This window comes from Streptomyces sp. NPDC048504 (assembly GCF_043200035.1).
GTDB lineage: Bacteria > Actinomycetota > Actinomycetes > Streptomycetales > Streptomycetaceae > Streptomyces.
Window position 1 is genome coordinate 139,302 of the sequence record NZ_JBICXA010000020.1, and the last position, 22,294, is coordinate 161,595.

Below are 22,294 nucleotides of genomic sequence, written 5' to 3' on the forward strand. Positions count from 1 at the left end.
ATGTCGGTCACCCCTGTCCTTGAGGCCGATGTCCTGCGTCGGCAGGACCCCGAGCTGGCCGAGATCCTGCTCGGGGAACTGGCGCGGCAGTCGACGACGCTCCAGCTGATCGCCGCCGAGAACTTCACCTCGCCCGCCGTGCTGGCCGCGCTCGGCTCCCCGCTCGCCAACAAGTACGCCGAGGGATACCCCGGCGCCCGCCACCACGGCGGCTGCGAGATCGTCGACGTCGCCGAGCGCGTCGCCGTAGAACGGGCGAAGGCGTTGTTCGGGGCCGAGCACGCCAACGTGCAGGCGCATTCCGGGTCTTCGGCCGTGCTGGCCGCCTATGCCGCGCTGCTGCGGCCCGGTGACACCGTCCTCGCGCTGGGGCTGCCGTACGGCGGGCATCTCACGCACGGTTCGCCCGCGAACTTCTCCGGGCGGTGGTTCGACTTCGTGGGCTACGGGGTGGACGCCGAGACCGGGCTCATCGACTACCAGCAGGTGCGTTCCCTCGCCCGTACGCATCGGCCCAAGGCGATCGTGTGCGGGTCCATCGCCTATCCCCGGCACATCGACTACGCCTTCTTCCGCGAGGTCGCCGACGAGGTGGGGGCCTACCTCATCGCCGACGCCGCGCATCCCATCGGGCTCGTCGCCGGGGGAGCGGCGCCGAACCCGGTGCCGTACGCCGATGTCGTCTGCGCGACCACGCACAAGGTGCTGCGCGGGCCGCGTGGTGGGATGCTGCTGTGCGGGAGCGAGCTGGCCGAGCGGGTCGACCGGGCCGTTTTTCCGTTCACCCAGGGCGGTGCCCAGATGCACACCATCGCGGCGAAGGCCGTCGCGTTCGGCGAGGCGGCGACGCCGGCCTTCACGGCGTACGCCCATCAGGTGGTCGCCAACGCCAGGGTCCTCGCGGCCGGGCTGGCGGCGGAGGGGCTGGTCGTCACGACCGGCGGCACCGACACCCATCTCATCACCGCCGACCCGCTGCCTCTCGGTGTCGACGGACGTGCCGCACGCGGTCAACTCGCCGCCGCCGGAATGGTGTTGGACTGCTGCGCGCTCCCGCACGGCGACTCGCGCGGGCTGCGGCTGGGTACCGCCGCGGTGACCACGCAGGGCATGGGGGAGGGCGAGATGGCGGGGATCGCGGCGCTGATCGCGGGGGTGCTGCGCGGGCGGGTCGACGCCCGGCGGGCCCGTGACGAAGTGCGGGATCTTGTGGGTGGATTCCTGCCGTATCCGGGCTGAACGGGGGTAGCCGTACCGAGGTACACAGCCACACGTGCAACCATCGTCGCTACCCGGAAGTCCCCAACCATATGCGTCCCTCGCTAGGGTGTGGGGCTGTGATGGCCAGCGAGACCTGTGGGGAAGCCTGTGCGTGAATACCTGCTGACGCTCTGCGTGACGGCCGCGGTGACGTATCTGCTGACCGGGCCGGTGCGGAAGTTCGCGATCGTCGCCGGGGCGATGCCGGAGATCAGGGCCCGTGACGTGCACCGGGAACCCACTCCGCGGCTCGGCGGTATCGCCATGTTCTTCGGTCTGTGCGCCGGTCTGCTGGTCGCCGACCACCTGACCAACCTCAGCGAGGTCTTCGAGAACTCGAACGAGCCGCGCGCCCTGCTCTCCGGAGCGGCCCTGATCTGGCTGATCGGCGTCCTGGACGACAAGTTCGAGATCGACGCCCTGATCAAGCTGGGCGGCCAGATGATCGCCGCCGGCGTGATGGTCATGCAGGGGCTGACGATCCTGTGGCTGCCGATCCCGGGCATCGGCAACGTGGCGCTGACCCAGTGGCAGGGCACCCTGCTGACGGTCGCCCTGGTCGTCATCACCATCAACGCGGTCAACTTCGTCGACGGCCTCGACGGCCTGGCCTCCGGCATGGTGTGCATCGCCGCCGCCGCGTTCTTCCTGTACGCCTACCGGATCTGGTACTCGTACGGCATCGAGGCCGCCGCCCCGGCCACGCTCTTCTCCGCGATCCTGATGGGCATGTGCCTGGGCTTCCTGCCGCACAACATGCACCCCGCGCGGATCTTCATGGGCGACTCCGGCTCGATGCTGATCGGCCTGGTGCTGGCCGCGGGTGCGATCTCCATCACGGGACAGGTCGACCCGGACGCGCTGCAGCTGTTCGTCGGCTCCGAGAAGGCGGCGGTGCACCAGACGGTGCCGGTCTACATCCCGCTGCTGCTGCCGCTGACGATCATCGCGGTGCCGGCCGCCGACCTGGTGCTGGCGATCGTCCGCCGTACCTGGCGCGGCCAGTCGCCCTTCGCCGCGGACCGCGGCCATCTGCACCACCGGCTCCTGGAGATCGGCCACTCGCACAGCCGGGCGGTGCTGATCATGTACTTCTGGTCGGCGCTGATCGCGTTCGGGGCGCTGTCCTACTCGGTCAACTCGGCCTCGATGTGGATCGTCCTCGGCATCGTCTTCCTGAGCGCGATCGGGCTGCTGCTGCTCCTGCTGCCGCGCTTCACCCCGCGTGCGCCGCGCTGGGCCGAGCACCTGGTGCCGCCGCGATACCGCCGCCGCAGGGCCGGAGTTGACCCTGTCGTGGTGCTGGCGGAGGAAGAGCGTGACCCGCGGCCTCCGGTTGTCACCGGAGTGTCAGGAGTCAACGGGGCGACCGCAGTCGGCCCCCGTTCACGCCTTCTGGACGGACGTAAAGCCGAGTCCTCGCGCTGACGCCAAGGTAAGAATCTGACTAAAGCGTTGCCATCTCGTGGGAGGACAAAGCCTCCCCATACCAGACAAGTTGGCCGCTATTTTGCACAGACGCGCACTGTCACTCTCATGTGTGACAGCAAGCACACCTTCTAGGTAAAGACCGCATCAAATAGTTTGTGATACGGTTCACGAGAACCCGGGACAGAGCCGAAGGACCCTAGTGCGACGGTCCATTGGCGTGAGGTTCTCTCTCATCCCGGGACTACGCTCGTCCATGACGACACGCCCCCCTTAGCAAGCGGAGTTGCCGCCATGCCGTCCAATGACGCCCGGATTCTCCTTCAGGCCGCTGTGCCCACAGCTGCCGTCGGCGCGATTGCCGCCGTCGTCAGTGGTGTGGTCGCCGGCGGCAAAGGAGCTATTGGGGCAGCCGTTGCGACGGTGATCGTGATCCTCTTCATGGGAATCGGGCTCTACGTTCTGCAGCGCACTGCCAAATCGCTTCCGCACCTGTTCCAGGCGATGGGCCTCATGCTCTTCGCGGCGCAGATTCTTCTGCTGTTCATTTTCCTCGCCGCGTTCAAGCACACCACGCTGTTCAATCCCAAGGCCTTCGCGTTCACGCTGCTCGTCGACACCATCATCTGGACCGCCGCGCAGACCCGTGCCCACATGAAGGCCAAAATCCTCTACGTCGAGCCCGAGAAGTCGGGGCACTCGTCGTGAGAGGTAGGGCCGGAATAAGAGCACGTAAGCGACCCTGCTATCGTCCGGTGCCAACTGCGGCATCGCGGGCGCGGGCATCTGAGCTGACGCCTGCTCAATCGCGAGGCTCGATGCCCCACTGCCGCCCCCACATCCGTAACACCAGTCCAGTGCCGAACCGCGGCCGCGTGCCGCGCCGACACAACGAGGTTGCCGTACCTATGCGCCACGCTGAAGGAGCCCGCGGTGAGTGCTGACCCGACGCAGGTGCTCGCCTTCGAGACCGACTGCCACATCTTCGACGGCTGTGGCTTCCCGGCTCCCGGCCTGCACTCGTTCCTGTTCAAGCCCCTCCTGGGGGACGGCGACAGCAACGTGTACTTCAACAAGCCGATGCTGCTGGCGCTGATCGGCTCGGTCATCGTCGTCGGTTTCTTCTGGGCCGCCTTCCGCAAGCCGAAGGTCGTTCCCGGCAAGCTGCAGATGGTCGCCGAGTCCGGCTACGACTTCATCCGCCGCGGAGTCGTGTACGAGACGATCGGAAAGAAGGAGGGCGAGAAGTACGTACCGCTGGTCGTCTCGCTGTTCTTCTTCATCTGGATGATGAACCTCTGGTCGATCGTCCCGGTCGCCCAGTTCCCGGTGACCTCGATCATCGCGTACCCCATCGTCCTCGCGGCGATCGTGTACATCGTCTGGGTCTCGCTGACGTTCAAGCGGCACGGATTCGTCGGCGCCTTCAAGAACTTCAGCGGTTACGACAAGTCGCTCGGCGCGGTTCTCCCGCTGGCGATGGGCATCGAACTGCTCTCGAACCTGATCGTCCGGCCGTTCACGCACGCGGTGCGACTGTTCGCGAACATGTTCGCGGGCCACACCCTGCTGCTGCTCTTCACGATCGCCAGCTGGTACCTGCTCAACGGCATCGGCATCGCCTACGCGGGTGTCTCGTTCGTCATGGTCATCGTGATGACGGCCTTCGAACTCTTCATCCAGGCCCTGCAGGCGTACGTCTTCGTGCTGCTGACCTGCACCTTCATCCAGGGCGCGCTCGCCGAGCACCACTGAGCACCCCCCACCAGAACCCCCCTTAGCGTCCGGTGGCCAACCCCCGCCGGTCCGTACAGATAAGGAAGAATCAGCATGGCTGCCACTGAGACCCTCGCTGCCGTCTCCGGTTCGCTCGGCTCCATCGGCTACGGCCTCGCCGCCATCGGTCCGGGCGTCGGCGTCGGCATCATCTTCGGCAACGGCACCCAGGCTCTTGCCCGTCAGCCCGAAGCTGCCGGTCTGATCCGCGCCAACCAGATCCTCGGCTTCGCCTTCTGTGAGGCGCTCGCCCTCATCGGCCTGGTCATGCCGTTCGTCTACGGCACCTGATCGACCGCGATCAGCGACAGCCCACTAGACGAAAGGCACTGACATGAGCCAGCTGCTCATTCTGGCGGCCGAGAAGGAGAACCCTCTCGTCCCGCCGATCCCCGAGCTTGTCATCGGCCTGATCGCCTTCGTCATCGTCTTCGGCTTCCTCGCCAAGAAGCTCCTCCCGAACATCAACAAGGTTCTGGACGAGCGGCGCGAGGCCATCGAGGGCGGTATCGAGAAGGCCGAGGCCGCCCAGACCGAGGCACAGAGCGTGCTTGAGCAGTACAAGGCTCAGCTCGCCGAGGCCCGGCACGAGGCCGCGCGTCTGCGCCAGGAGGCGCAGGAGCAGGGCGCCACGCTCATCGCCGAGATGCGCGCGGAAGGCCAGCGGCAGCGTGAGGAAATCATCGCCGCCGGTCACACCCAGATCGACGCCGACCGCAAGGCCGCTTCGCAGGCCCTGCGCCAGGACGTGGGCAAGCTCGCCACCGACCTGGCCGGCAAGCTCGTCGGCGAGTCCCTTGAGGACCACGCCCGGCAGAGCCGTGTGATCGACCGTTTCCTTGATGAGCTTGAGGAGAAGGCCGAGGCCGCGCGATGAACGGAGCGAGCCGCGAGGCCCTGGCAGCCGCACGTGAGCGTCTCGACGCGCTGACGGACTCCACGTCCGTGAACGCGGCGCAGCTCGCCGACGAACTGGCCGCCGTCACCGCGCTGCTCGGCCGTGAGGTGTCGTTGCGTCGGGTCCTCACCGACCCGGCGCAGGACGGCGAGGCCAAGGCCCAGCTTGCCGAGCGCCTGCTCGGCGCCCAGGTCGGCGGCCCCGCCCTCGACCTGCTGTCCGGCATGGTGCGCTCCCGCTGGTCGCAGTCCCGCGACCTGGTGGACGCACTGGAGGAGCTGGCGGCCACCGCCGACCTCACCGCCGCCCAGCAGTCGGGCCAGCTGGACGACGTCGAGGACGAACTGTTCCGGTTCGGCCGGATCGTCGCCTCGGACACCGGGTTGCGCGCGGCGCTGACCAACCGCGCCGCGAGCACCACGGCCAAGAGCGAGCTGCTGAGCAGCCTGCTCGGCGGCCGTGCCAAGCCGGCCACCGAGCGACTGGTGACCCGCCTGGTGACCGCGCCCCGGGGACGTAGCCTGGAAGCGGGACTCGACTCCCTGTCCAAGCTCGCCGCCGAGCGCCGCAGCCGCCTGGTCGCGGTCGTCACCACGGCGGTCCCGCTGAGCGACCCGCAGAAGCAGCGCCTGGGCGCCGCCCTCGCGAAGCTCTACGGCCGCCACATGCACCTGAACATCGACGTGGACCCCGAGGTCCTCGGCGGTATCCGGGTGCAGGTCGGCGACGAGGTCATCAACGGCTCCATCGCGGACCGTCTCGATGACGCCGCCCGCCGCATGGCGAGCTAGCAGCACCACAACAAAGACGTAGTAAGGCGGCCCGAGTTGGGCCGTGCAGAGGATTCACCTCATCACGGGGGGAGTCCCCCATCCCCCCAAGTGAAACTTCGGGCCCAACAAGGAGAGCAGGGAACCCAGATGGCGGAGCTCACGATCCGGCCGGAGGAGATCCGGGACGCGCTGGAGAACTTCGTCCAGTCGTACAAGCCGGACGCGGCCTCGCGCGAGGAGGTCGGTACGGTCACCCTTGCCGGCGACGGCATCGCGAAGGTCGAGGGCCTGCCCTCGGCCATGGCCAACGAACTGCTGAAGTTCGAGGACGGCACCCTCGGTCTCGCGCTCAACCTCGAAGAGCGCGAGATCGGTACCGTCATCCTCGGCGAGTTCAGCGGTGTCGAGGAGGGCCAGCCGGTCACCCGTACCGGAGAGGTCCTGTCCGTCGCCGTCGGCGAGGGCTACCTCGGCCGTGTCGTCGACCCGCTCGGCAACCCGATCGACGGCCTCGGCGAGATCGAGACCACCGGCCGCCGCGCGCTTGAGCTGCAGGCCCCGGGCGTCATGGTCCGCAAGTCGGTGCACGAGCCGATGGAGACCGGCTACAAGGCCGTCGACGCGATGACCCCGATCGGCCGCGGCCAGCGCCAGCTGATCATCGGCGACCGCCAGACGGGCAAGACCGCCCTGGCCGTCGACACGATCATCAACCAGCGCGACAACTGGCGCTCGGGCGACGTGAACAAGCAGGTCCGCTGCATCTACGTCGCCATCGGCCAGAAGGGCTCCACCATCGCCTCCGTGCGTGGTGCGCTCGAAGAGGCCGGCGCGCTGGAGTACACGACCATCGTCGCCGCCCCGGCGTCCGACCCGGCCGGCTTCAAGTACCTCGCCCCGTACACCGGTTCGGCCATCGGCCAGCACTGGATGTACGACGGCAAGCACGTCCTCATCATCTTCGACGACCTCTCCAAGCAGGCCGACGCCTACCGCGCCGTCTCCCTCCTGCTGCGCCGTCCGCCGGGCCGCGAGGCCTACCCCGGTGACGTCTTCTACCTGCACTCCCGTCTGCTGGAGCGCTGCGCGAAGCTCTCCGACGAGATGGGCAAGGGCTCGATGACCGGTCTGCCGATCGTCGAGACCAAGGCCAACGACGTCTCGGCGTTCATCCCGACCAACGTCATCTCCATCACCGACGGCCAGTGCTTCCTGGAGTCGGACCTCTTCAACGCCGGTCAGCGCCCCGCGCTGAACGTCGGTATCTCCGTCTCCCGAGTCGGTGGTTCCGCGCAGCACAAGGCGATGAAGCAGGTCTCCGGTCGCCTCCGCCTCGACCTCGCCCAGTACCGCGAGCTGGAGGCGTTCGCCGCCTTCGGTTCCGACCTGGACGCCGCGTCGAAGGCCCAGCTGGAGCGCGGTCAGCGTCTGGTCGAGCTGCTCAAGCAGCCGCAGTACCAGCCGATGCCCACCGAGGACCAGGTCGTCTCCGTGTGGTCCGCGACCACCGGCAAGATGGACGACGTACCGGTCGACGACATCCGCCGCTTCGAGAAGGAGCTCCTGGAGTACCTGCACCGCAAGGAGCAGGGCCTCATGACCTCCATCAAGGAGGGCGGCAAGATGTCGGACGACACCCTCACCGCCGCCGCGGACGCGATCACCGAGTTCAAGAAGCAGTTCGAGACCTCGGACGGCAAGCTCCTCGGCGAGGACGCCCCGGCCGCGGCCAAGTGACGTAGGAAGGGACCTGACTCATGGGAGCCCAGCTCCGGGTCTACAAGCGTCGCATCCGATCCGTCACCGCGACCAAGAAGATCACCAAGGCGATGGAGATGATCGCCGCCTCGCGCGTCGTCAAGGCGCACCGCAAGGTGCAGGCCTCGACGCCGTACGCGAAGGAACTGACGCGTGCGGTCACGGCGGTCGGTACGGGTTCCAACACCCGGCACCCGCTGACCACCGAGGCCGAGACGCCGACCCGTTCCGCTGTGCTGCTCCTCACGAGCGACCGCGGTCTGGCCGGCGCCTTCAACTCCAACGCCATCAAGGCCGCGGAGCAGCTGACCGCGCGTCTCGAGGCCGAGGGCAAGGAGGTCGACACGTACATCGTCGGCCGCCGCGGTGTCGCCCACTACAACTTCCGTGAGCGCAAGATCGCGGAGCAGTGGACCGGCTTCACCGACGAGCCCACGTACGCGGACGCGAAGAAGGTCGCGGGTCCGCTGATCGAGGCGATCGAGCTGGACACGGCGGAGGGCGGCGTGGACGAACTCCACATCGTCTACACCGAGTTCGTCTCGATGATGACGCAGACGCCGGTCGACAGCCGGCTGCTGCCGCTCAGCCTCGAAGAGGTCGCGGAGGACGTGCCCCAGGGCGAGATCCTTCCGCTGTACGACTTCGAGCCGTCGGCGGAGGACGTCCTCGACGCCCTGCTGCCGCGCTACGTCGAGAGCCGTATCTACAACGCGCTGCTCCAGTCGGCTGCCTCCAAGCACGCCGCCACCCGCCGCGCGATGAAGTCGGCGACCGACAACGCGGGAGACCTGATCACCACGCTCTCCCGTCTTGCCAACGCGGCCCGCCAGGCCGAAATCACCCAGGAAATCAGCGAGATCGTCGGTGGCTCCGCAGCCCTGGCCGACGCGTCCGCGGGGAGTGAATAAGTAATGACGACGACAGTTGAGACGGCCGTTGCCACGGGCCGCGTCGCCCGGGTCATCGGCCCGGTCGTCGACGTGGAGTTCCCCGTCGACGCGATGCCGGAGATCTACAACGCTCTGCACGTCGAGGTGGCCGACCCGGCCCTGGACGGTGCGAAGAAGACGCTGACCCTGGAGGTCGCCCAGCACCTGGGTGACGGCCTGGTCCGCACGATCTCGATGCAGCCCACCGACGGTCTGGTCCGCCAGGCCGCGGTCACCGACACCGGCGACGGCATCACCGTCCCGGTCGGCGACTTCACCAAGGGCAAGGTGTTCAACACCCTCGGTGAGGTGCTGAACAGCGACGAGAAGTACACGGGCGAGCGCTGGTCCATCCACCGCAAGGCCCCGCGCTTCGACGAGCTTGAGTCGAAGACCGAGATGTTCGAGACCGGCGTCAAGGTCATCGACCTGCTCACCCCGTACGTCAAGGGCGGCAAGATCGGCCTGTTCGGCGGTGCCGGTGTCGGCAAGACGGTGCTCATCCAGGAGATGATCTACCGCGTCGCCAACAACCACGACGGTGTCTCCGTGTTCGCCGGTGTCGGCGAGCGCACCCGTGAGGGCAACGACCTCATCGAGGAGATGGCCGACTCGGGCGTCATCGACAAGACGGCGCTCGTCTTCGGCCAGATGGACGAGCCCCCGGGCACCCGTCTGCGCGTGGCCCTGGCCGGTCTGACCATGGCGGAGTACTTCCGCGATGTGCAGAACCAGGACGTGCTGTTCTTCATCGACAACATCTTCCGCTTCACGCAGGCCGGTTCCGAGGTCTCGACCCTGCTCGGCCGGATGCCCTCCGCGGTGGGCTACCAGCCGAACCTGGCCGACGAGATGGGTCTCCTCCAGGAGCGCATCACCTCGACCCGCGGTCACTCGATCACCTCGATGCAGGCGATCTACGTCCCCGCGGACGACCTGACCGACCCGGCCCCGGCCACCACGTTCGCCCACCTCGACGCGACGACGGTTCTGTCCCGTCCGATCTCCGAGAAGGGCATCTACCCGGCCGTGGACCCGCTGGACTCCACGTCCCGCATCCTGGACCCGCGGTACATCGCGGAGGAGCACTACAACACCGCGATGCGCGTCAAGACGGTCCTGCAGAAGTACAAGGACCTTCAGGACATCATCGCGATCCTCGGTATCGACGAGCTGGGCGAGGAGGACAAGCTCACCGTCCACCGTGCCCGTCGCGTGGAGCGCTTCCTGTCCCAGAACACCCACGTCGCCAAGCAGTTCACCGGCGTCGACGGGTCGGACGTCCCGCTGGACGAGTCGATCGTGGCCTTCAACGCGATCATCGACGGCGAGTACGACCACTTCCCGGAGCAGGCGTTCTTCCTCTGCGGTGGTATCGAGGACCTGAAGGCGAACGCGAAGGAGCTGGGCGTCTCCTGACCCCGTGCTTCACCTGAGGGGGTGGGGCGTGTCCCACCCCCTCTTTCACGCCCACTGCTGCATCTCCTGGGGGATAACCCCCAGACCCCCAGCAGAGTCCTGAGGCGGGACCCCGACACTTCGGTGCTCGGAGCCCTACTAGACTTATTCGCAACACCCGGCATGAGAAGCCGGGTGGTGACCCGAGGAGCCCACCTTGGCTGCTGAGCTGCATGTCGAGCTCGTCGCCGCGGACCGCCAGGTCTGGTCCGGCGAGGCCACCCTGGTCGTCGCGCGCACCACGTCCGGCGACATCGGCGTCATGCCCGGTCACCAGCCGCTGCTCGGTGTGCTGGAGTCGGGCCCGGTGACCATCCGCACGAGCGACGGCGGGACGGTCGTCGCCGCGGTGCACGGCGGTTTCATCTCGTTCGCGGACAACAAGCTGTCGCTGCTCGCCGAGATCGCCGAGCTGTCGGACGAGATCGACGTCCAGCGCGTGGAGCGGGAACTGGAGCGTGCGAAGGCGGAGGGCGACGAGTCCGCCGAGCGCCGCGCCGACGTCCGACTGCGTGCGGTGGAGACGCGCTGAACCCAGCGCGGACGCGATGACGTGACTCAGCCGCGGCTGGGACCGGAGGAATCCGGACCCAGCCGCGGCTGAGGCGAATGTGGGTGTTTTTTCCGTTCCGTTACCTGTTTTACCTAGGAGACGAGGAGGTCGGTGTCGATGGTCCTCGCTCTGACTGCGTGCGGAATCGTGGTGGCCCTGGTAGTGGTGGGGCTGTTCGTGTTCGGCCTGCGCCGCAGACTCATCCAGCGCTCCGGCGGCACCTTCGACTGTTCGCTCCGCTGGGACGTCCCGGAGAAACCCGACACCAACGGCAAGGGCTGGAGCTACGGCGTCGCCCGCTACAACGGCGACCGCATCGAGTGGTACCGCGTCTTCTCCTACGCCTACCGCCCGCGCCGCACGCTGGAACGCTCGGCGATCGAGGTCGCCGGCCGCCGCCTCCCCGAGGGCGAGGAAGAGCTGGCCTTGCTCTCCGACGCGATCGTGCTGACCTGTCTGCACCGGGGCACACGTCTTGAACTCGCCATGAGCGAGGACGCGTTGACGGGTTTCCTGGCCTGGCTTGAGGCCGCTCCGCCGGGCCAGCGGGTCAACGTCGCCTGAGCTGACCACGCCGTACACAACGCGCCGCGGACAGACCCGAGAGGTCTGCCCGCGGCGGCGTACTGAGCGGCGTGGGGATCAGCTCAGCCCGCTGTTGATGGCGCTCACCAGCTCACCGTTGCTGGTGTCGCCGCTGAAGTCCCAGAAGAACGCGCCGCCCAGACCCTGGGTCTTGGCCCAGCTCATCTTTCCGGCGATCGTGCTCGGGGTGTCGTAGGACCACCAGTTGTTGCCGCAGTAGGCGTACGCCGTGCCGGCGATCGTGCCGGTGGCCGGGCAGGACGTCTTGAGGACCTTGTAGTCCTCGATGCCCTGCTCGTAGGTGCCCGCGGCCGGGCCGGTCGCCGTGCCGCCGGGGGCGGCCTGGGTCACGCCGGTCCAGCCTCTGCCGTAGAAGCCGATGCCGATGAGCAGCTTGTTCGCGGGGACGCCCTTCGACTTGAACTTGGCGATCGCGTCGGCCGTGGTGAAGCCCGGTGTCGGGATGCCGCTGTAGGTGGTGAGCGGGGAGTGCGGGGCGGTCGGGCCGTCCGCGTCGAAGGCGCCGAAGAAGTCGTACGTCATGACGTTGTACCAGTCGACGTACTGGGCCGCGCCCGCGTAGTCGGCGGCGTCGATCTTGCCGCCCGAGGTGCCGTCCGCCGTGGTGGCGGCCGTGACCAGGTTGCTGGAGCCGAACTTGGCGCGCAAGGCGGACATCAGGTTCTTGTACGCCGCCGCGCCGCTGGTGTCGCAGGTCAGGCCGCAGGCGTTCGGGTACTCCCAGTCGATGTCGATGCCGTCGAACACGTCGGCCCAGCGCGGGTCCTCGACCAGGTTGTAGCAGGAGTTCGCGAACGCGGTCGGGTTGGCCGCGGCCTGGGCGAAGCCGCCGGACCAGGTCCAGCCGCCGAAGGACCAGAGGATCTTGATGTTCGGGTACTTGGCCTTCAGCTCGCGCAGCTGGTTGAAGTTGCCGGCCAGCGGCTGGTCCCAGGTGTCGGCGACGCCGCTGACCGACTGGTCGGCGGTGAACGTCTTCTGGTAGTCGGCGTAGGCGTCGCCGATCGCGCACTGCCCGTTGGTGACGTTGCCGAAGGCGTAGTTGATGTGCGTGATCTTCGCGGCCGAGCCGGAGGTCACCAGGTTCTTGACCTGGTAGTTGCGCTGGTACGTGCCCCACTCGGTGAGGTACCCGAGCTTGACCGCGCTGCCGGTGGCCGGGGGAGTGGTCGTACCGCCGGTGGTGTGCACGGCGACCGCGCCGCTGACCGGTCCCGTCTGGTCGGCGGTGTCGCGAGCCTGCACGGTGTACGAGTAGTCGGTGCCGGCGGTCAGGCCGGTGTTCGTGTACGACGTCGTCGTCACCGTGGCGACCTTGGTGCCGTCGCGCAGGACGTCGTAGTTCTTGACGCCCTTGTCGTCGGTGGCCGCGCTCCAGGACAGGTTCACCGAGGTGTCGGTGATCGAGGAGGCGGTGGGGGTGCCGGGCGCGGAGGGGGCCGCGTCACCGGGGACGGTGGTGCCGCCGTCACAACTGCCGCCGTTGAGCAGACAGTTGGAGGGCGAGCCGGAGCCGGCGCCGTTGAAGCCGAAGGAGACGGAGGCGCCGGCGGCGATGGTGCCGTTGTAGGACTTGTTCTTCGCGGTCCAGTGGTTGCCGGAGTTGGTGACGTCCGCGTCCCAGGCCGAGGTGACGGATGTACCGGAAGGGAAGTCCCACTCGACCGTCCACGAACTGATCGCGCTGGTACCGGTGTTCTTGACGGTCCACTGACCGCCGAAGCCGGTACCCCAGTCGCTGGACTTGGTGAAGGTGGCGGTGGCGGTCGACGCGGCCTCGGCGGGCGCGGCCAGACCGACGAGAGCGGCGAGCGGAAGCAGCAGGGTCGCGAACCCGGCAACTGCTCGATGTCTGAAGCGCATTGAGCGCCTCCTCGGGGGTGTCGGGGTGTCGGGGGTGTCGGGGCGCGACTGAGCCTTCGCACCCACAGTGCCGCGAGAATAGAAAGGTCTGGACCACGGGTCAATAGGTCTGGACCACTTCCGTGCTCGTGTGCTAAACCCCCAACTCCTGCGCCAGTACCGCCGCTTGGACCCGGCCGCGCGGCTCCGACTTGGTCGGCAACCGGCTGACGTGCGTCTCTTCGTTGTCGCTTCCCTCGTAAGGGTGGCAGCCGGGGTCGCCGACGCCCCGTGTGTACACGAAGGCGAGTACACTGGCCGTATGGACGATTCCGCATCCGTATCCGTCCGCGAAGCGCGGGCCAACCTGGCGCGACTCCTTGACCACGCGGCAGAGGGGGAGCCGACCGTCATCACGCGCGGTGGCGCCGCGGTGGCGGCGATCGTGCCCATAGAGGAGTACAACGCGCTGGAGGAGGCGGCCGACGAGCTGCTCGCGCGGAAGGCTCTGCGGACTCTCGCCGAGGAGGGCGACGCACCGCGCGCCACCCTCGCGGACGTGCTCGCGGACATCTTCGGCACGTCGGCCCCGGACGTGGCGTGAAGTACGCCTTCGAGTTCACCGCCGCCGCCCGCCGCCAGCTCAAGGTCATCGACCAGACGACGGCTCTGCGTATCCTCCATGCGCTGAGCCGCCTCGGCGACGACCCGTACCGCGAGGACGCGGACGTGAAGAAGCTGTCGGGCCACGACGACCTGTACCGACTACGCGTCGGTGTCTACCGGATCGCTTACACGATCGACGACGGCAAGCTCGTCATCCTCGTCGTCGAGGTCGGGCATCGCCGGGAGATCTACCGGCGCCTCTGACTGTCGGTCAGCGCTCCCCGCCCGGTACCCACAACACGTCCCCCACCTCCTTGTTGGCCGTGCGCGCGAGGATGAACAGGAGGTCGGACAAGCGGTTGAGGTAGGTCGCCGTCAGCGGGTTCATCACCTCGCCGTGCACCTCCAGCGCCGCCCACGTCGAGCGCTCAGCCCGTCGTACGACCGTGCACGCCTGGTGGAGGAGGGCGGCGCCCGGGGTGCCGCCCGGGAGGATGAAGGAGCGGAGTTTCTCCAGCTGCCCGTTGAAGTGGTCGCAGTCCGACTCCAGCTTGTCGATGTAGAACTGTTCGACACGGAGGGGCGGGAACTCCGGGGTCTCCACGACCGGCGTGCACAGGTCCGCGCCCACGTCGAAGAGGTCGTTCTGGACGCGGGTGAGGACCTTGACGATGTCCTCGGAGAGGGCGCCGAGGGCGATGGCCGTGCCGATCGCCGCGTTCGCCTCGTTGGTGTCGGCGTACGCCGAGATCCGGACGTCGGTCTTGGCGACCCGGCTCATGTCGCCGAGGGCGGTGGTGCCCTGGTCGCCGGTTCTGGTGTAGATGCGCGTCAGATTGACCATGCGGCCAGCGTAGTTAGGGTCCGGGGGTTCGGCGAAGGGGGTCAACTAGGCCGTACGGGCGGTCGAATGACCCGTGCCGGTGTGATGTCCGTCAGATGAGACGTGACGCGCGTTACTAACCGGTCACACAGCGCCGCACCTTCGCTAGTGTCCGCCGAGAGGCATACGGATACACGCTGTAAGCGTTTCAAAGGGGAGTCGCACAGTGGCACGGAAGCTTGCCGTCATCGGCGCCGGACTCATGGGTTCCGGTATCGCCCAGGTCTCCGCGCAGGCGGGCTGGGACGTCGTCCTGCGCGATGTCACCGACGAAGCCCTGAAGCGTGGCACCGACGGCATCAAGGCCTCGTACGACAAGTTCGTGAGCAAGGGGAAGCTGGAGGCGCACGACGCCGACGCGGCCCTCGGCCGCATCACCGCGACCACCGATCTCGACGCGGTCGGCGACGCGGACATCGTCGTCGAAGCCGTCTTCGAGAAGCTCGAAGTCAAGCACGAGATCTTCCGCGCGCTGGACAAGATCGTGCGCGAGGACGCCGTCCTCGCCTCCAACACCTCCGCCATCCCGATCACGAAGATCGCGGCCGTGACGGAGCGTCCGGAGCGCGTCGTAGGAACGCACTTCTTCTCACCGGTCCCGATGATGGGGCTGTGCGAGCTGGTGCGCGGATACAAGACGAGCGACGAAACCCTCGCCACCGCAAGGGAGTTCGCCGAATCCGTCGGCAAGACCTGCATCGTCGTCAACCGTGACGTGGCCGGGTTCGTGACGACCCGTCTCATCTCGGCCCTCGTGGTCGAGGCGGCGAAGCTGTACGAGTCGGGCGTCGCCACCGCCGAGGACATCGACCTCGCCTGCAAGCTGGGCTTCGGTCACGCGATGGGCCCGCTGGCCACCGCGGACCTCACCGGCGTCGACATCCTGCTGCACGCGACGAGCAACATCTACACCGAGTCGCAGGACGAGAAGTTCGCCCCGCCGGAGCTGATGCGCCGAATGGTGGACGCCGGTGACATCGGACGCAAGAGCGGGCAGGGCTTCTACAAGCACTGAAACCGCACACGCCCCTGCCCCATCACACGCAGGGGTGAATTCGGTATCGGTTCGCTCACAGACGGCAACCTCGTGGCACTTCACGCAGTCAGAGGTTGCATCACCTGCATCACGGAGAACGCCACCGCACTCACGGGGAGCGCATATGTACATCAGGGGCGACCACGTCGAGCTGGTCGTCGGGGGCCGCCTCGACGTCCGCAGCGCGGCGGACGCCCGTACGGTCCTGCACTCGGCCGTCGACGACGGAGTCGGCGATCTGGTGCTGGACCTGTCCGAGCTCGACTCCTGGGACGCCACCGGCCTCGGCGTCATCATGGGAGCCCACCGACGGGCCGGCCGCTGCGGCCGCCGCCTGGTGCTGCGCCGCGTACCGCCGCAGATGCAGCGCCTGCTCGTGGCCACCCGGCTGCACCGCATCCTCGCCATCGAGGGCGGGATCGGGGTCGAGTCCCTTCCCAGGGTGTGATCCCGGACCCAGAGCGTGATCCTGTACCGCGCACAATCCTCATGAGACTGTGACGTCTCGGACGGCGCGGTACCCCGGGCTGTCGTAGATACTGTGCGAAGGTTTAGGGTTCGGTCGCCCGCTGCCTTACAACCCTTCGAGCGGGCCCGGACCAGAAGCGACAGCGCGGTGTGCACAAGGCCGGGAGGGGCCTTGGGTCCTGTCGACCCGCACACGACGCTTTTGGGGGGCTTGGACCTATGGACCCGATCGACCGGGGACCCGAGGAGTACGGCCATGACGGCGACGACACGTCGTCGCGTCAGCGCCCGCCGCGGGAACCCCTCACACCCGACTTCGGCCAGCACACACCCGCACTCGCCCGCACCGTGCAGCTGGTCACCGGTGACCTCCTGCTCACCGTCAACCCCGTCGACGGCAGCGAGATCGAGGTCTGCCCGCCGGGACAGCGGCCCGGCCGGCCCGCGAAGTTCGGCGCCGCCGAGCGCGCCGAGGCGGCCCGCGCCGCCAGACCGCCGGTCCCGCCCGGCCTGAACCGCCCCGAACTGCCGCTCCTGGAGCGCCAGGAGGAGCGCGAGCGTCTCGTACGGCTGCTCGCCCGCGGCCGTTCCGTACGCCTCACCGGTCCCTCGGGCTCCGGCCGCACCAGCCTGCTCGACCTGGTCGCCGAGGACTGCCTGGACCTCGCCCCCGACGGCGTGATCCGCCTCACCGGCTTCCACCGCACGGCCGACGACCTTCTCCACGACCTCTTCCACGCCGTCTACGACGCACCCCTGCACCGGCCCGGCCGGGAGGAACTCCTCGCGCTGACGCGGGAGATCGGCGCGGTCGTCGTCCTGGACGACATCGAGTTCGGCGCCGCCGCCCTCGACGAACTCCTCGACGCGACGCCCGAGTGCGCCTTCCTGATCGCCGCCACCCCGGAGGTCCCGGCGCCGTCCGCGGACTCCGCGATCGAGGAGGTCTTCCTCGGCGGCCTCGGCCGGCCCGGCGCCGTGGAGGTCCTGGAACATGCCGTGGGCCGCGTCCTCACCGAGGAGGAGGCGAACTGGGCGGGCGACCTCTACTTCGAGTCCGAGGGCCTGCCCCTGCGCTTCGTCCAGGCCGGCGCCCTGCTCCGCCAGCGCGACCAACTGCGCGTCGGCACCAGCGCCGTCGAGGAGTTCGGCGTCTTCCAGGACGCTCCCCCGGTCGACGCGCCCTTCGACGCCCCGCCCCTCGACCTGGACGAAGGCGACGCAGCGCCCCTGCCGTCCCTCGGCGAGGCCGCCGCGCCCGCGCCGCTGCTCGCCTCCCGGCTCAGCACCTCGGCCCGGGCCACCCTGCGCTTCGCCGTCGCGCTCGGCGGCGAGGTGCCGCACCAGGCGCATCTGCCGGCGCTCGTCGGCGACACCCACGCGGACGCCGCCCTCGGTGAACTCGCGGGCTGCGGACTGGTCTCCCCGGTCGGCTCCCGCTACCGGCTCGCCGCCGGCGTCCAGACCCAGCTGGAGGCCGCCGGGTACGGCGACGACGTCGCGTCCGGCGCCCTCATCGCCGCCCTGCACTACTCCTGGTGGGCCGGGCACCCCTCGGTCACGCCCGCGCGTGTGTGCGCCGAGGCGGACGCCCTGCTCGCCGCGCTCGTCGCCCTGGTACCGGCGACGACGCCGCCCGGCGACGGCGAGGAGAGCACCACCGTCCATCTCGCCCGCACGGCAGCGCCCGCGTTCGCCGCCGGACTGCACTGGAGCGCCTGGGAGCGGGTGCTGCGCTCCGGCTTCGAGGCCGCGCAGCTCGCCGCCGATGTGAGTGAACAGGCCTATTTCCAGCACGAGTTGGGCGTCCTCGCGCTCTGCGAGGGAGACCTCGACCGGGCCCGTGCCGAACTGGAGTCGTCCATCGGCCTGCGCGGCGAGGCCGCCGACAAGCGCGGCGCCGTAGCGGGCCGCCGCGCCCTCGCCCTGGTCGCCGACCGCTCCGGCGTCGCGCTCGGCCTCGGCGCCACGGCCGGCGAGGAAGTACCGGACGCGCGCTACGAGGAGTCGGCGTCACCGCCCGGCGGCATACCGGCGCCTTTCCCGCCGCTCCAGCCGCCCGGCGACACCTACACCCTCGTCGCGCACCAGTCCTCGCCCCCGAAGCCCCACAACAAGGCCCGGGGCGGCCTGCGCGGCTACGCCCGGCGCAACCTCGTCGCCGCCGGCGCGGGCGTCCTGCTCGCCGCCGTCCTCGGCACGGTCGTCACCCTCGGCGCCACGTCGAACAACAACGCCGACAACCCGTCCGACAAGGTCGGCGTCAACCCGTCCGCCAGCCAGGGCACCGACGACGACAGCCTCGGCGCAGACAAGGCCAAGAACGGCGGCAAGGACACCGGTACGGCGACCAGCCGGCCCACCGACCCGGGCCCGGACGGGACTTACGGGACGTCGGACGACCCGACGCCGACGGATGGTGGCGGGACGCCTTCGGACAAGCCGAGCGGGACGAGCGGGTCGCACACGCCGTCACCTTCCAAGTCCACGACGAGCAAGCCGACTTCGTCGAGCCCGACCCCGACGAAGTCGACGCCCCCGACCCCGACGGCGTCACAGAGCTCGCCGCCGCCCTCGGACACCGGCTCGCCTTCGCCGTCGGAGTCGTCCAGCGCCCCGACCACCGAGACCTCGGCAAGCGGCGCGGCCTCAAGTGCCCCCGTCGACACGACCAGTTCGGCCGCGCCCGAGAGTGCGAGCGCGGACACGTCGAGTAGTGCGGGTGCCGTGATCTGACCCCCGTACGACAGTCCCGTAGGACATGAAAGGGCCGGTTCCGATGATCGGAACCGGCCCTTTTCGTCGTAGCGAAGCCAGTGTCTGTCGAAGTCTGTCGCAGTCCGGTCAGAACAGGCGCAGCTTGTCGTCCTCGATGCCGCGCAGGGCGTTGTAGTCGAGGACCGTGCAGCCGATGCCGCGGTCGGTGGCGAGGACGCGGGCCTGGGGCTTGATCTCCTGGGCGGCGAAGATGCCGCGGACCGGGGCGAGGTGGGGATCGCGGTTCAACAGCTCCAGATAGCGCGTGAGTTGCTCCACGCCGTCCGTATTCCCAAAGGTACCGCCGAATGGTATAATACGGACATTAAGGTTCATTCGGCGTATGAGTACCATCCAAGCCCCACCAGTCCCAATCACCATTGCACTTCAGCGCGTTGCCGACTACGCGCGACTTTCTGAAGATGACGCCAAAGACCCCGATCTGAGGGGCGAGAACGTCGGCATCCAACTGGACGAGTGCGCAGTCTTTAGGACGACTCGACCTGACTGGACGCTCGTCGGCAGCTTCAAAGACAACGACATCTCAGCGTCGGCGTACGGCAATGAAGTCCGCGAGGACTTCGAGCGGCTGATGAACCTCGTCCGCACCAACGGTGTCGACGTCATCCTGTGCGTTGAAGTAACGCGCCTCTTCCGCAAGCCGCTTGAGGCCGAGGTTCTCATCGACCTGGTGTGGTCGAAGAAGACCACCTTCCACACGGTCGTCACCACGCGCGGTGGGTACTACGACCTCCGCACCAGCGCCGGACGCAAGGCGGTCCGCGATGCAGTGAACGCTGCTGCTGGCGAGAGCGACAACATCTCAGACCGCGTACGCATGAAGAAGGCTGCGCTTGCTCGTCGCGGGATGCCCAATGGTGGGCGCCGTGCGTACGGCTTCGAGAAGAACGGCATCGACCACCGCGCATCTGACGTCGAGGTCATGCACGAGATGGCCGAGCGGATCATCAAGGGCGAATCGGTGCTGTCCATCATGGCCGACCTGGATGAACGCGGCATCAAGACTGCCGAGGGTGGTCGGTGGACCAAAGCCACCATCGTCAACATGCTGCGCCGCGTGCGCTACGCACCGTTCGACGAGTCAGGCAAGGGCATCCGTGAGCACAACGGCGTCCACTACAAGGCTGTTTGGGATGCTGTCTTTGACGCGGTCACCTGGGAGAAGCTCCAAGCTGCCCTGAACGGTGACGATCAACTGCGCGAGCAACGAGGCAACCCGCGCAAGTACCTTCTACGCGGGTTCGTGTTCTGTGGTGCCTGTGGTTCCCTGCTTGGCGGCTCAATGAAGCGTGACCGACCAAGCCAACCCAACAAGCCGCGCTACAAGTGCAAGCCATATGACGCGTACGGCAAGCGCACTGGATGTAGTGGGGTGTCACGACTGGCCGAACCGATGGAGGACTTCATCAGTGAAGCTGTCCTCTTCCGCTTGGACAGTCCCGAGTTCGCCGCCATCTTCGCCGAGAACGAGGAAGATTCAGCCAAGCTCAAGGCAGCGCTCGACACGCAGCAGCTCAAGAAGCAGAAGCTCGACGAGTTGATCGACGGCTACTACGGAGACAACCCCGACGACCTGAGTCGAGACCAGTTCATGCGCGCCAAGGCTTCCGGAGAGGTTGCGCTCAAGAACGCGGAACGTGAGGTCGAGAAGTACAGCACCAAGCGTGCCGTCGTCGGCATCCCGATCGGCCAGACCATCCGAGAAGCGTGGGAGCACAACACTGACATCGGCTGGCGCCGGAAAATAGTGGGGCTGCTCATAGACAAGGTCATCGTCCACCCCGGTGGCGGGAAGCCTCGCTACAAGCAGTGGCGCTTCGACATCGAGATGATCGAGATTCAGTGGAAAGTGTAAGGCTGTCGTAGCCACCAACAATGAACCCCTCACCCAAGCCGGGTGAGGGGTTCATTGTTTTTCCAGAAAGTCCCCTGGCGGTACTATTTCAAGAGACGCGCCAACGCGCGTAGGACGCTCTTGTTTTTGAGACGCAGTGGAACGCCACTCTTCTTCGTGGACGCTTTCATGTATGCAGCTAAGTCAAAACCATCTTTCATATACTTTTTATTATATATCAGTCACCCGGAAACACCGAGAAACAATCATCCCAAACGCTCTGTCAGCTCCATTTGGCGTAATAGAAGTACGGCCGAGGAACCCCCCTCGACCGAGCACCGAAACACCGAGTGGAGCAGAAAGATGGCAATCGTCAGTCAGAAGGTCTCAGACCTCAGCGGTAAGCAGGGCAGCGACAAGCAGTTCGCCGCAGTCGTCGTCCGGCAGCACCCGGACATCGACCAGCCCAAGGCGCTGGACGTACTCGCTTCCGAGCTGGGCGCGTTCAAGGACATCAGCGATGACCTCGTGATCCTCGAAATCACGACGCCCGACGGCAAGAAGCGTGACGCGTACGTGCCCCTGGAGGAGTTCAACAAGGCTGCAACCGACATGCCCCAGGTCCTGAAGGACGCACGCGGCACCCGTGGCCGCGTCCCCGGAACCAAGGTCGGCAACGGAAACGGCAGCTAACCCCCCAGCTCCGTATCTGCCAACGCTCCCGGCAATGCGGAAATCCCCCGTCCTGGTGACCCGAAAGGGTCATCGGGGCGGGGCTCATCAACTTGGCCACGTGAGGTTCACCTCTGGAGTGAAACGACCGTCACTCCAGACGCAGTCCCACGGTCGAGAACCTAGGTGGTCCCGTGATTACCGGCATCTTGTTCCCCTGCAACGAAGAGCAGCCCATCAAGCGGGTTGACGTCGACGCAGAGAACGTAGAAACCATTCAAGGCATCGTCGGCGGCTCATACGAGGCGTTCAACCTCGACAGCCCGCCGGCTTCGTTCCTTGCGAACGACGAGGCAATGCTTTGGTCGCTCCCGTTCAACATGCGCGCCACGGTCCTGCTGTGGCAGCACGCCAAAGGGCTCCGCGGCCAGGCGTATATCAGTGGGGATGCAATCCTCACCGGTGCACCTGATGGACGCGGATTCACCAAGTCGGTGCCGCCGCAGTTGATCGAGCTGCTTCTCGACACCAAGACGTACGGCGTGGAGTTTCTGCACCACCCGGAAGGCCCGTGGTCGCGTAAGGCGATTACATTCACCGACTGGTTGGAGGCATACAACTACGCGATCATCCACGAGGAGACGTACGCCACCGTGAGGAATGCCCGGGTCATCCGCGCCGAGTAGCGGCCGGTGAAGCGCCCCGTTCTGGCGATCCGTAGGGGTCGCTGGAA

At 67.5% G+C, this 22,294-nt stretch carries 22 protein-coding genes and 2 pseudogenes; 20 read left to right on the forward strand and 4 right to left on the reverse strand.

The genetic code is table 11. From position 1 onward, the window contains the following. The 12 genes from glyA (at nt 1) to ACGFY9_RS39750 (ending at nt 11,400) form a co-directional block, all read left to right on the forward strand. Nucleotides 1-1,239, forward strand: coding sequence for a serine hydroxymethyltransferase (glyA, locus tag ACGFY9_RS39695; protein ID WP_393762547.1), 1,239 nt, complete (start codon nt 1-3; stop codon nt 1,237-1,239). Nucleotides 1,240-1,368: 129 nt separating this feature from the next. Further along, nucleotides 1,369-2,688 carry an MraY family glycosyltransferase gene (locus ACGFY9_RS39700; protein WP_393762549.1) on the forward strand — a complete coding sequence of 440 codons (1,320 nt, stop codon included), beginning with the start codon at nt 1,369-1,371 and terminating at the stop codon, nt 2,686-2,688. 294 nt (nt 2,689-2,982) lie between these two features. Continuing rightward, entirely contained in the window at nt 2,983-3,396 is a 414-nt protein-coding gene (locus ACGFY9_RS39705) for a hypothetical protein (protein ID WP_393762551.1), read from the forward strand. A 210-nt stretch (nt 3,397-3,606) separates the two neighbouring features. Beyond that, entirely contained in the window at nt 3,607-4,443 is an 837-nt protein-coding gene (atpB, locus tag ACGFY9_RS39710; RefSeq protein ID WP_078651739.1) for a F0F1 ATP synthase subunit A, read from the forward strand. Nucleotides 4,444-4,518: 75 nt separating this feature from the next. Then, a complete protein-coding gene (locus tag ACGFY9_RS39715) occupies nt 4,519-4,755 on the forward strand; it encodes an ATP synthase subunit C (protein WP_043683105.1) in 237 nt (78 codons plus the stop codon). Between the two features lie 43 nt (nt 4,756-4,798). Continuing rightward, nucleotides 4,799-5,341 (forward strand): F0F1 ATP synthase subunit B, encoded by a 543-nt coding sequence (locus ACGFY9_RS39720; RefSeq protein WP_043683102.1) that lies wholly within the window; start codon nt 4,799-4,801, stop codon nt 5,339-5,341. Further along, a complete protein-coding gene (locus tag ACGFY9_RS39725; RefSeq protein ID WP_393762553.1) occupies nt 5,338-6,153 on the forward strand; it encodes a F0F1 ATP synthase subunit delta in 816 nt (271 codons plus the stop codon). The genes ACGFY9_RS39720 and ACGFY9_RS39725 overlap by 4 nt, the downstream gene beginning before the upstream one ends. Nucleotides 6,154-6,282: 129 nt before the next feature. Further along, a complete protein-coding gene (atpA, locus tag ACGFY9_RS39730; RefSeq protein ID WP_019073174.1) occupies nt 6,283-7,872 on the forward strand; it encodes a F0F1 ATP synthase subunit alpha in 1,590 nt (529 codons plus the stop codon). Nucleotides 7,873-7,892: 20 nt separating this feature from the next. Then, nucleotides 7,893-8,804 carry a F0F1 ATP synthase subunit gamma gene (locus ACGFY9_RS39735; RefSeq protein ID WP_393762555.1) on the forward strand — a complete coding sequence of 304 codons (912 nt, stop codon included), beginning with the start codon at nt 7,893-7,895 and terminating at the stop codon, nt 8,802-8,804. Nucleotides 8,805-8,807: 3 nt separating this feature from the next. Next, a complete protein-coding gene (gene atpD, locus ACGFY9_RS39740; protein ID WP_393762557.1) occupies nt 8,808-10,244 on the forward strand; it encodes a F0F1 ATP synthase subunit beta in 1,437 nt (478 codons plus the stop codon). 196 nt (nt 10,245-10,440) lie between these two features. Next, nucleotides 10,441-10,815, forward strand: coding sequence for a F0F1 ATP synthase subunit epsilon (locus ACGFY9_RS39745; protein ID WP_266772606.1), 375 nt, complete (start codon nt 10,441-10,443; stop codon nt 10,813-10,815). A gap of 138 nt (nt 10,816-10,953) precedes the next feature. After that, nucleotides 10,954-11,400: a DUF2550 domain-containing protein gene (locus ACGFY9_RS39750; protein ID WP_393762559.1), complete on the forward strand. Its 447-nt coding sequence runs from the start codon at nt 10,954-10,956 to the stop codon at nt 11,398-11,400. A 78-nt stretch (nt 11,401-11,478) separates the two neighbouring features. Here ACGFY9_RS39750 and ACGFY9_RS39755 read toward each other — a convergent pair whose 3' ends face one another. Both ACGFY9_RS39755 and ACGFY9_RS39760 read right to left on the reverse strand, forming a co-directional pair. Next, nucleotides 11,479-13,305, reverse strand: coding sequence for a glycosyl hydrolase family 18 protein (locus ACGFY9_RS39755; protein ID WP_393762561.1), 1,827 nt, complete (start codon nt 13,303-13,305; stop codon nt 11,479-11,481). 133 nt (nt 13,306-13,438) lie between these two features. Further along, a pseudogene (locus tag ACGFY9_RS39760) lies at nt 13,439-13,525 on the reverse strand (DNA-binding response regulator); the annotation flags it as partial. Between the two features lie 81 nt (nt 13,526-13,606). Between ACGFY9_RS39760 and ACGFY9_RS39765 the strand changes: the two are divergent. Further along, nucleotides 13,607-13,888: a type II toxin-antitoxin system Phd/YefM family antitoxin gene (locus ACGFY9_RS39765; RefSeq protein WP_393762563.1), complete on the forward strand. Its 282-nt coding sequence runs from the start codon at nt 13,607-13,609 to the stop codon at nt 13,886-13,888. Beyond that, nucleotides 13,885-14,154 (forward strand): type II toxin-antitoxin system RelE/ParE family toxin, encoded by a 270-nt coding sequence (locus tag ACGFY9_RS39770; protein WP_393762565.1) that lies wholly within the window; start codon nt 13,885-13,887, stop codon nt 14,152-14,154. The genes ACGFY9_RS39765 and ACGFY9_RS39770 overlap by 4 nt, the downstream gene beginning before the upstream one ends. Before the next feature lie 7 nt (nt 14,155-14,161). On the opposite strand, the gene ACGFY9_RS39775 is transcribed toward ACGFY9_RS39770, so the two are convergent. Next, a complete protein-coding gene (locus ACGFY9_RS39775; RefSeq protein ID WP_393762567.1) occupies nt 14,162-14,734 on the reverse strand; it encodes a cob(I)yrinic acid a,c-diamide adenosyltransferase in 573 nt (190 codons plus the stop codon). A gap of 205 nt (nt 14,735-14,939) precedes the next feature. On the opposite strand from ACGFY9_RS39775, the gene ACGFY9_RS39780 reads away from it, so the two are divergent. The 3 genes from ACGFY9_RS39780 to ACGFY9_RS39790 all read left to right on the forward strand — a co-directional run bounded on the left by ACGFY9_RS39780 (nt 14,940) and on the right by ACGFY9_RS39790 (nt 19,013). After that, on the forward strand, nt 14,940-15,788 hold the full coding sequence (locus tag ACGFY9_RS39780; RefSeq protein ID WP_393762569.1) for a 3-hydroxyacyl-CoA dehydrogenase family protein: 849 nt from the start codon (nt 14,940-14,942) through the stop codon (nt 15,786-15,788). Between the two features lie 145 nt (nt 15,789-15,933). Next, a complete protein-coding gene (locus ACGFY9_RS39785; RefSeq protein WP_019060737.1) occupies nt 15,934-16,257 on the forward strand; it encodes an STAS domain-containing protein in 324 nt (107 codons plus the stop codon). A 239-nt stretch (nt 16,258-16,496) separates the two neighbouring features. Next, entirely contained in the window at nt 16,497-19,013 is a 2,517-nt protein-coding gene (locus tag ACGFY9_RS39790; protein WP_393762571.1) for an ATP-binding protein, read from the forward strand. 108 nt (nt 19,014-19,121) lie between these two features. On the opposite strand, the pseudogene ACGFY9_RS39795 reads toward ACGFY9_RS39790, so the two are convergent. Further along, nucleotides 19,122-19,328, reverse strand: a pseudogene (locus ACGFY9_RS39795) (endonuclease NucS domain-containing protein); the annotation flags it as partial. Nucleotides 19,329-19,377: 49 nt separating this feature from the next. On the opposite strand from ACGFY9_RS39795, the gene ACGFY9_RS39800 reads away from it, so the two are divergent. The 3 genes from ACGFY9_RS39800 (at nt 19,378) to ACGFY9_RS39810 (ending at nt 22,247) form a co-directional block, all read left to right on the forward strand. Continuing rightward, a complete protein-coding gene (locus ACGFY9_RS39800; RefSeq protein WP_393762573.1) occupies nt 19,378-20,910 on the forward strand; it encodes a recombinase family protein in 1,533 nt (510 codons plus the stop codon). A 342-nt stretch (nt 20,911-21,252) separates the two neighbouring features. Further along, nucleotides 21,253-21,582 carry a hypothetical protein gene (locus tag ACGFY9_RS39805; protein WP_393762575.1) on the forward strand — a complete coding sequence of 110 codons (330 nt, stop codon included), beginning with the start codon at nt 21,253-21,255 and terminating at the stop codon, nt 21,580-21,582. Between the two features lie 173 nt (nt 21,583-21,755). After that, nucleotides 21,756-22,247 (forward strand): DUF3846 domain-containing protein, encoded by a 492-nt coding sequence (locus tag ACGFY9_RS39810; protein WP_393762577.1) that lies wholly within the window; start codon nt 21,756-21,758, stop codon nt 22,245-22,247. Nucleotides 22,248-22,294: the final 47 nt, after the last annotated feature.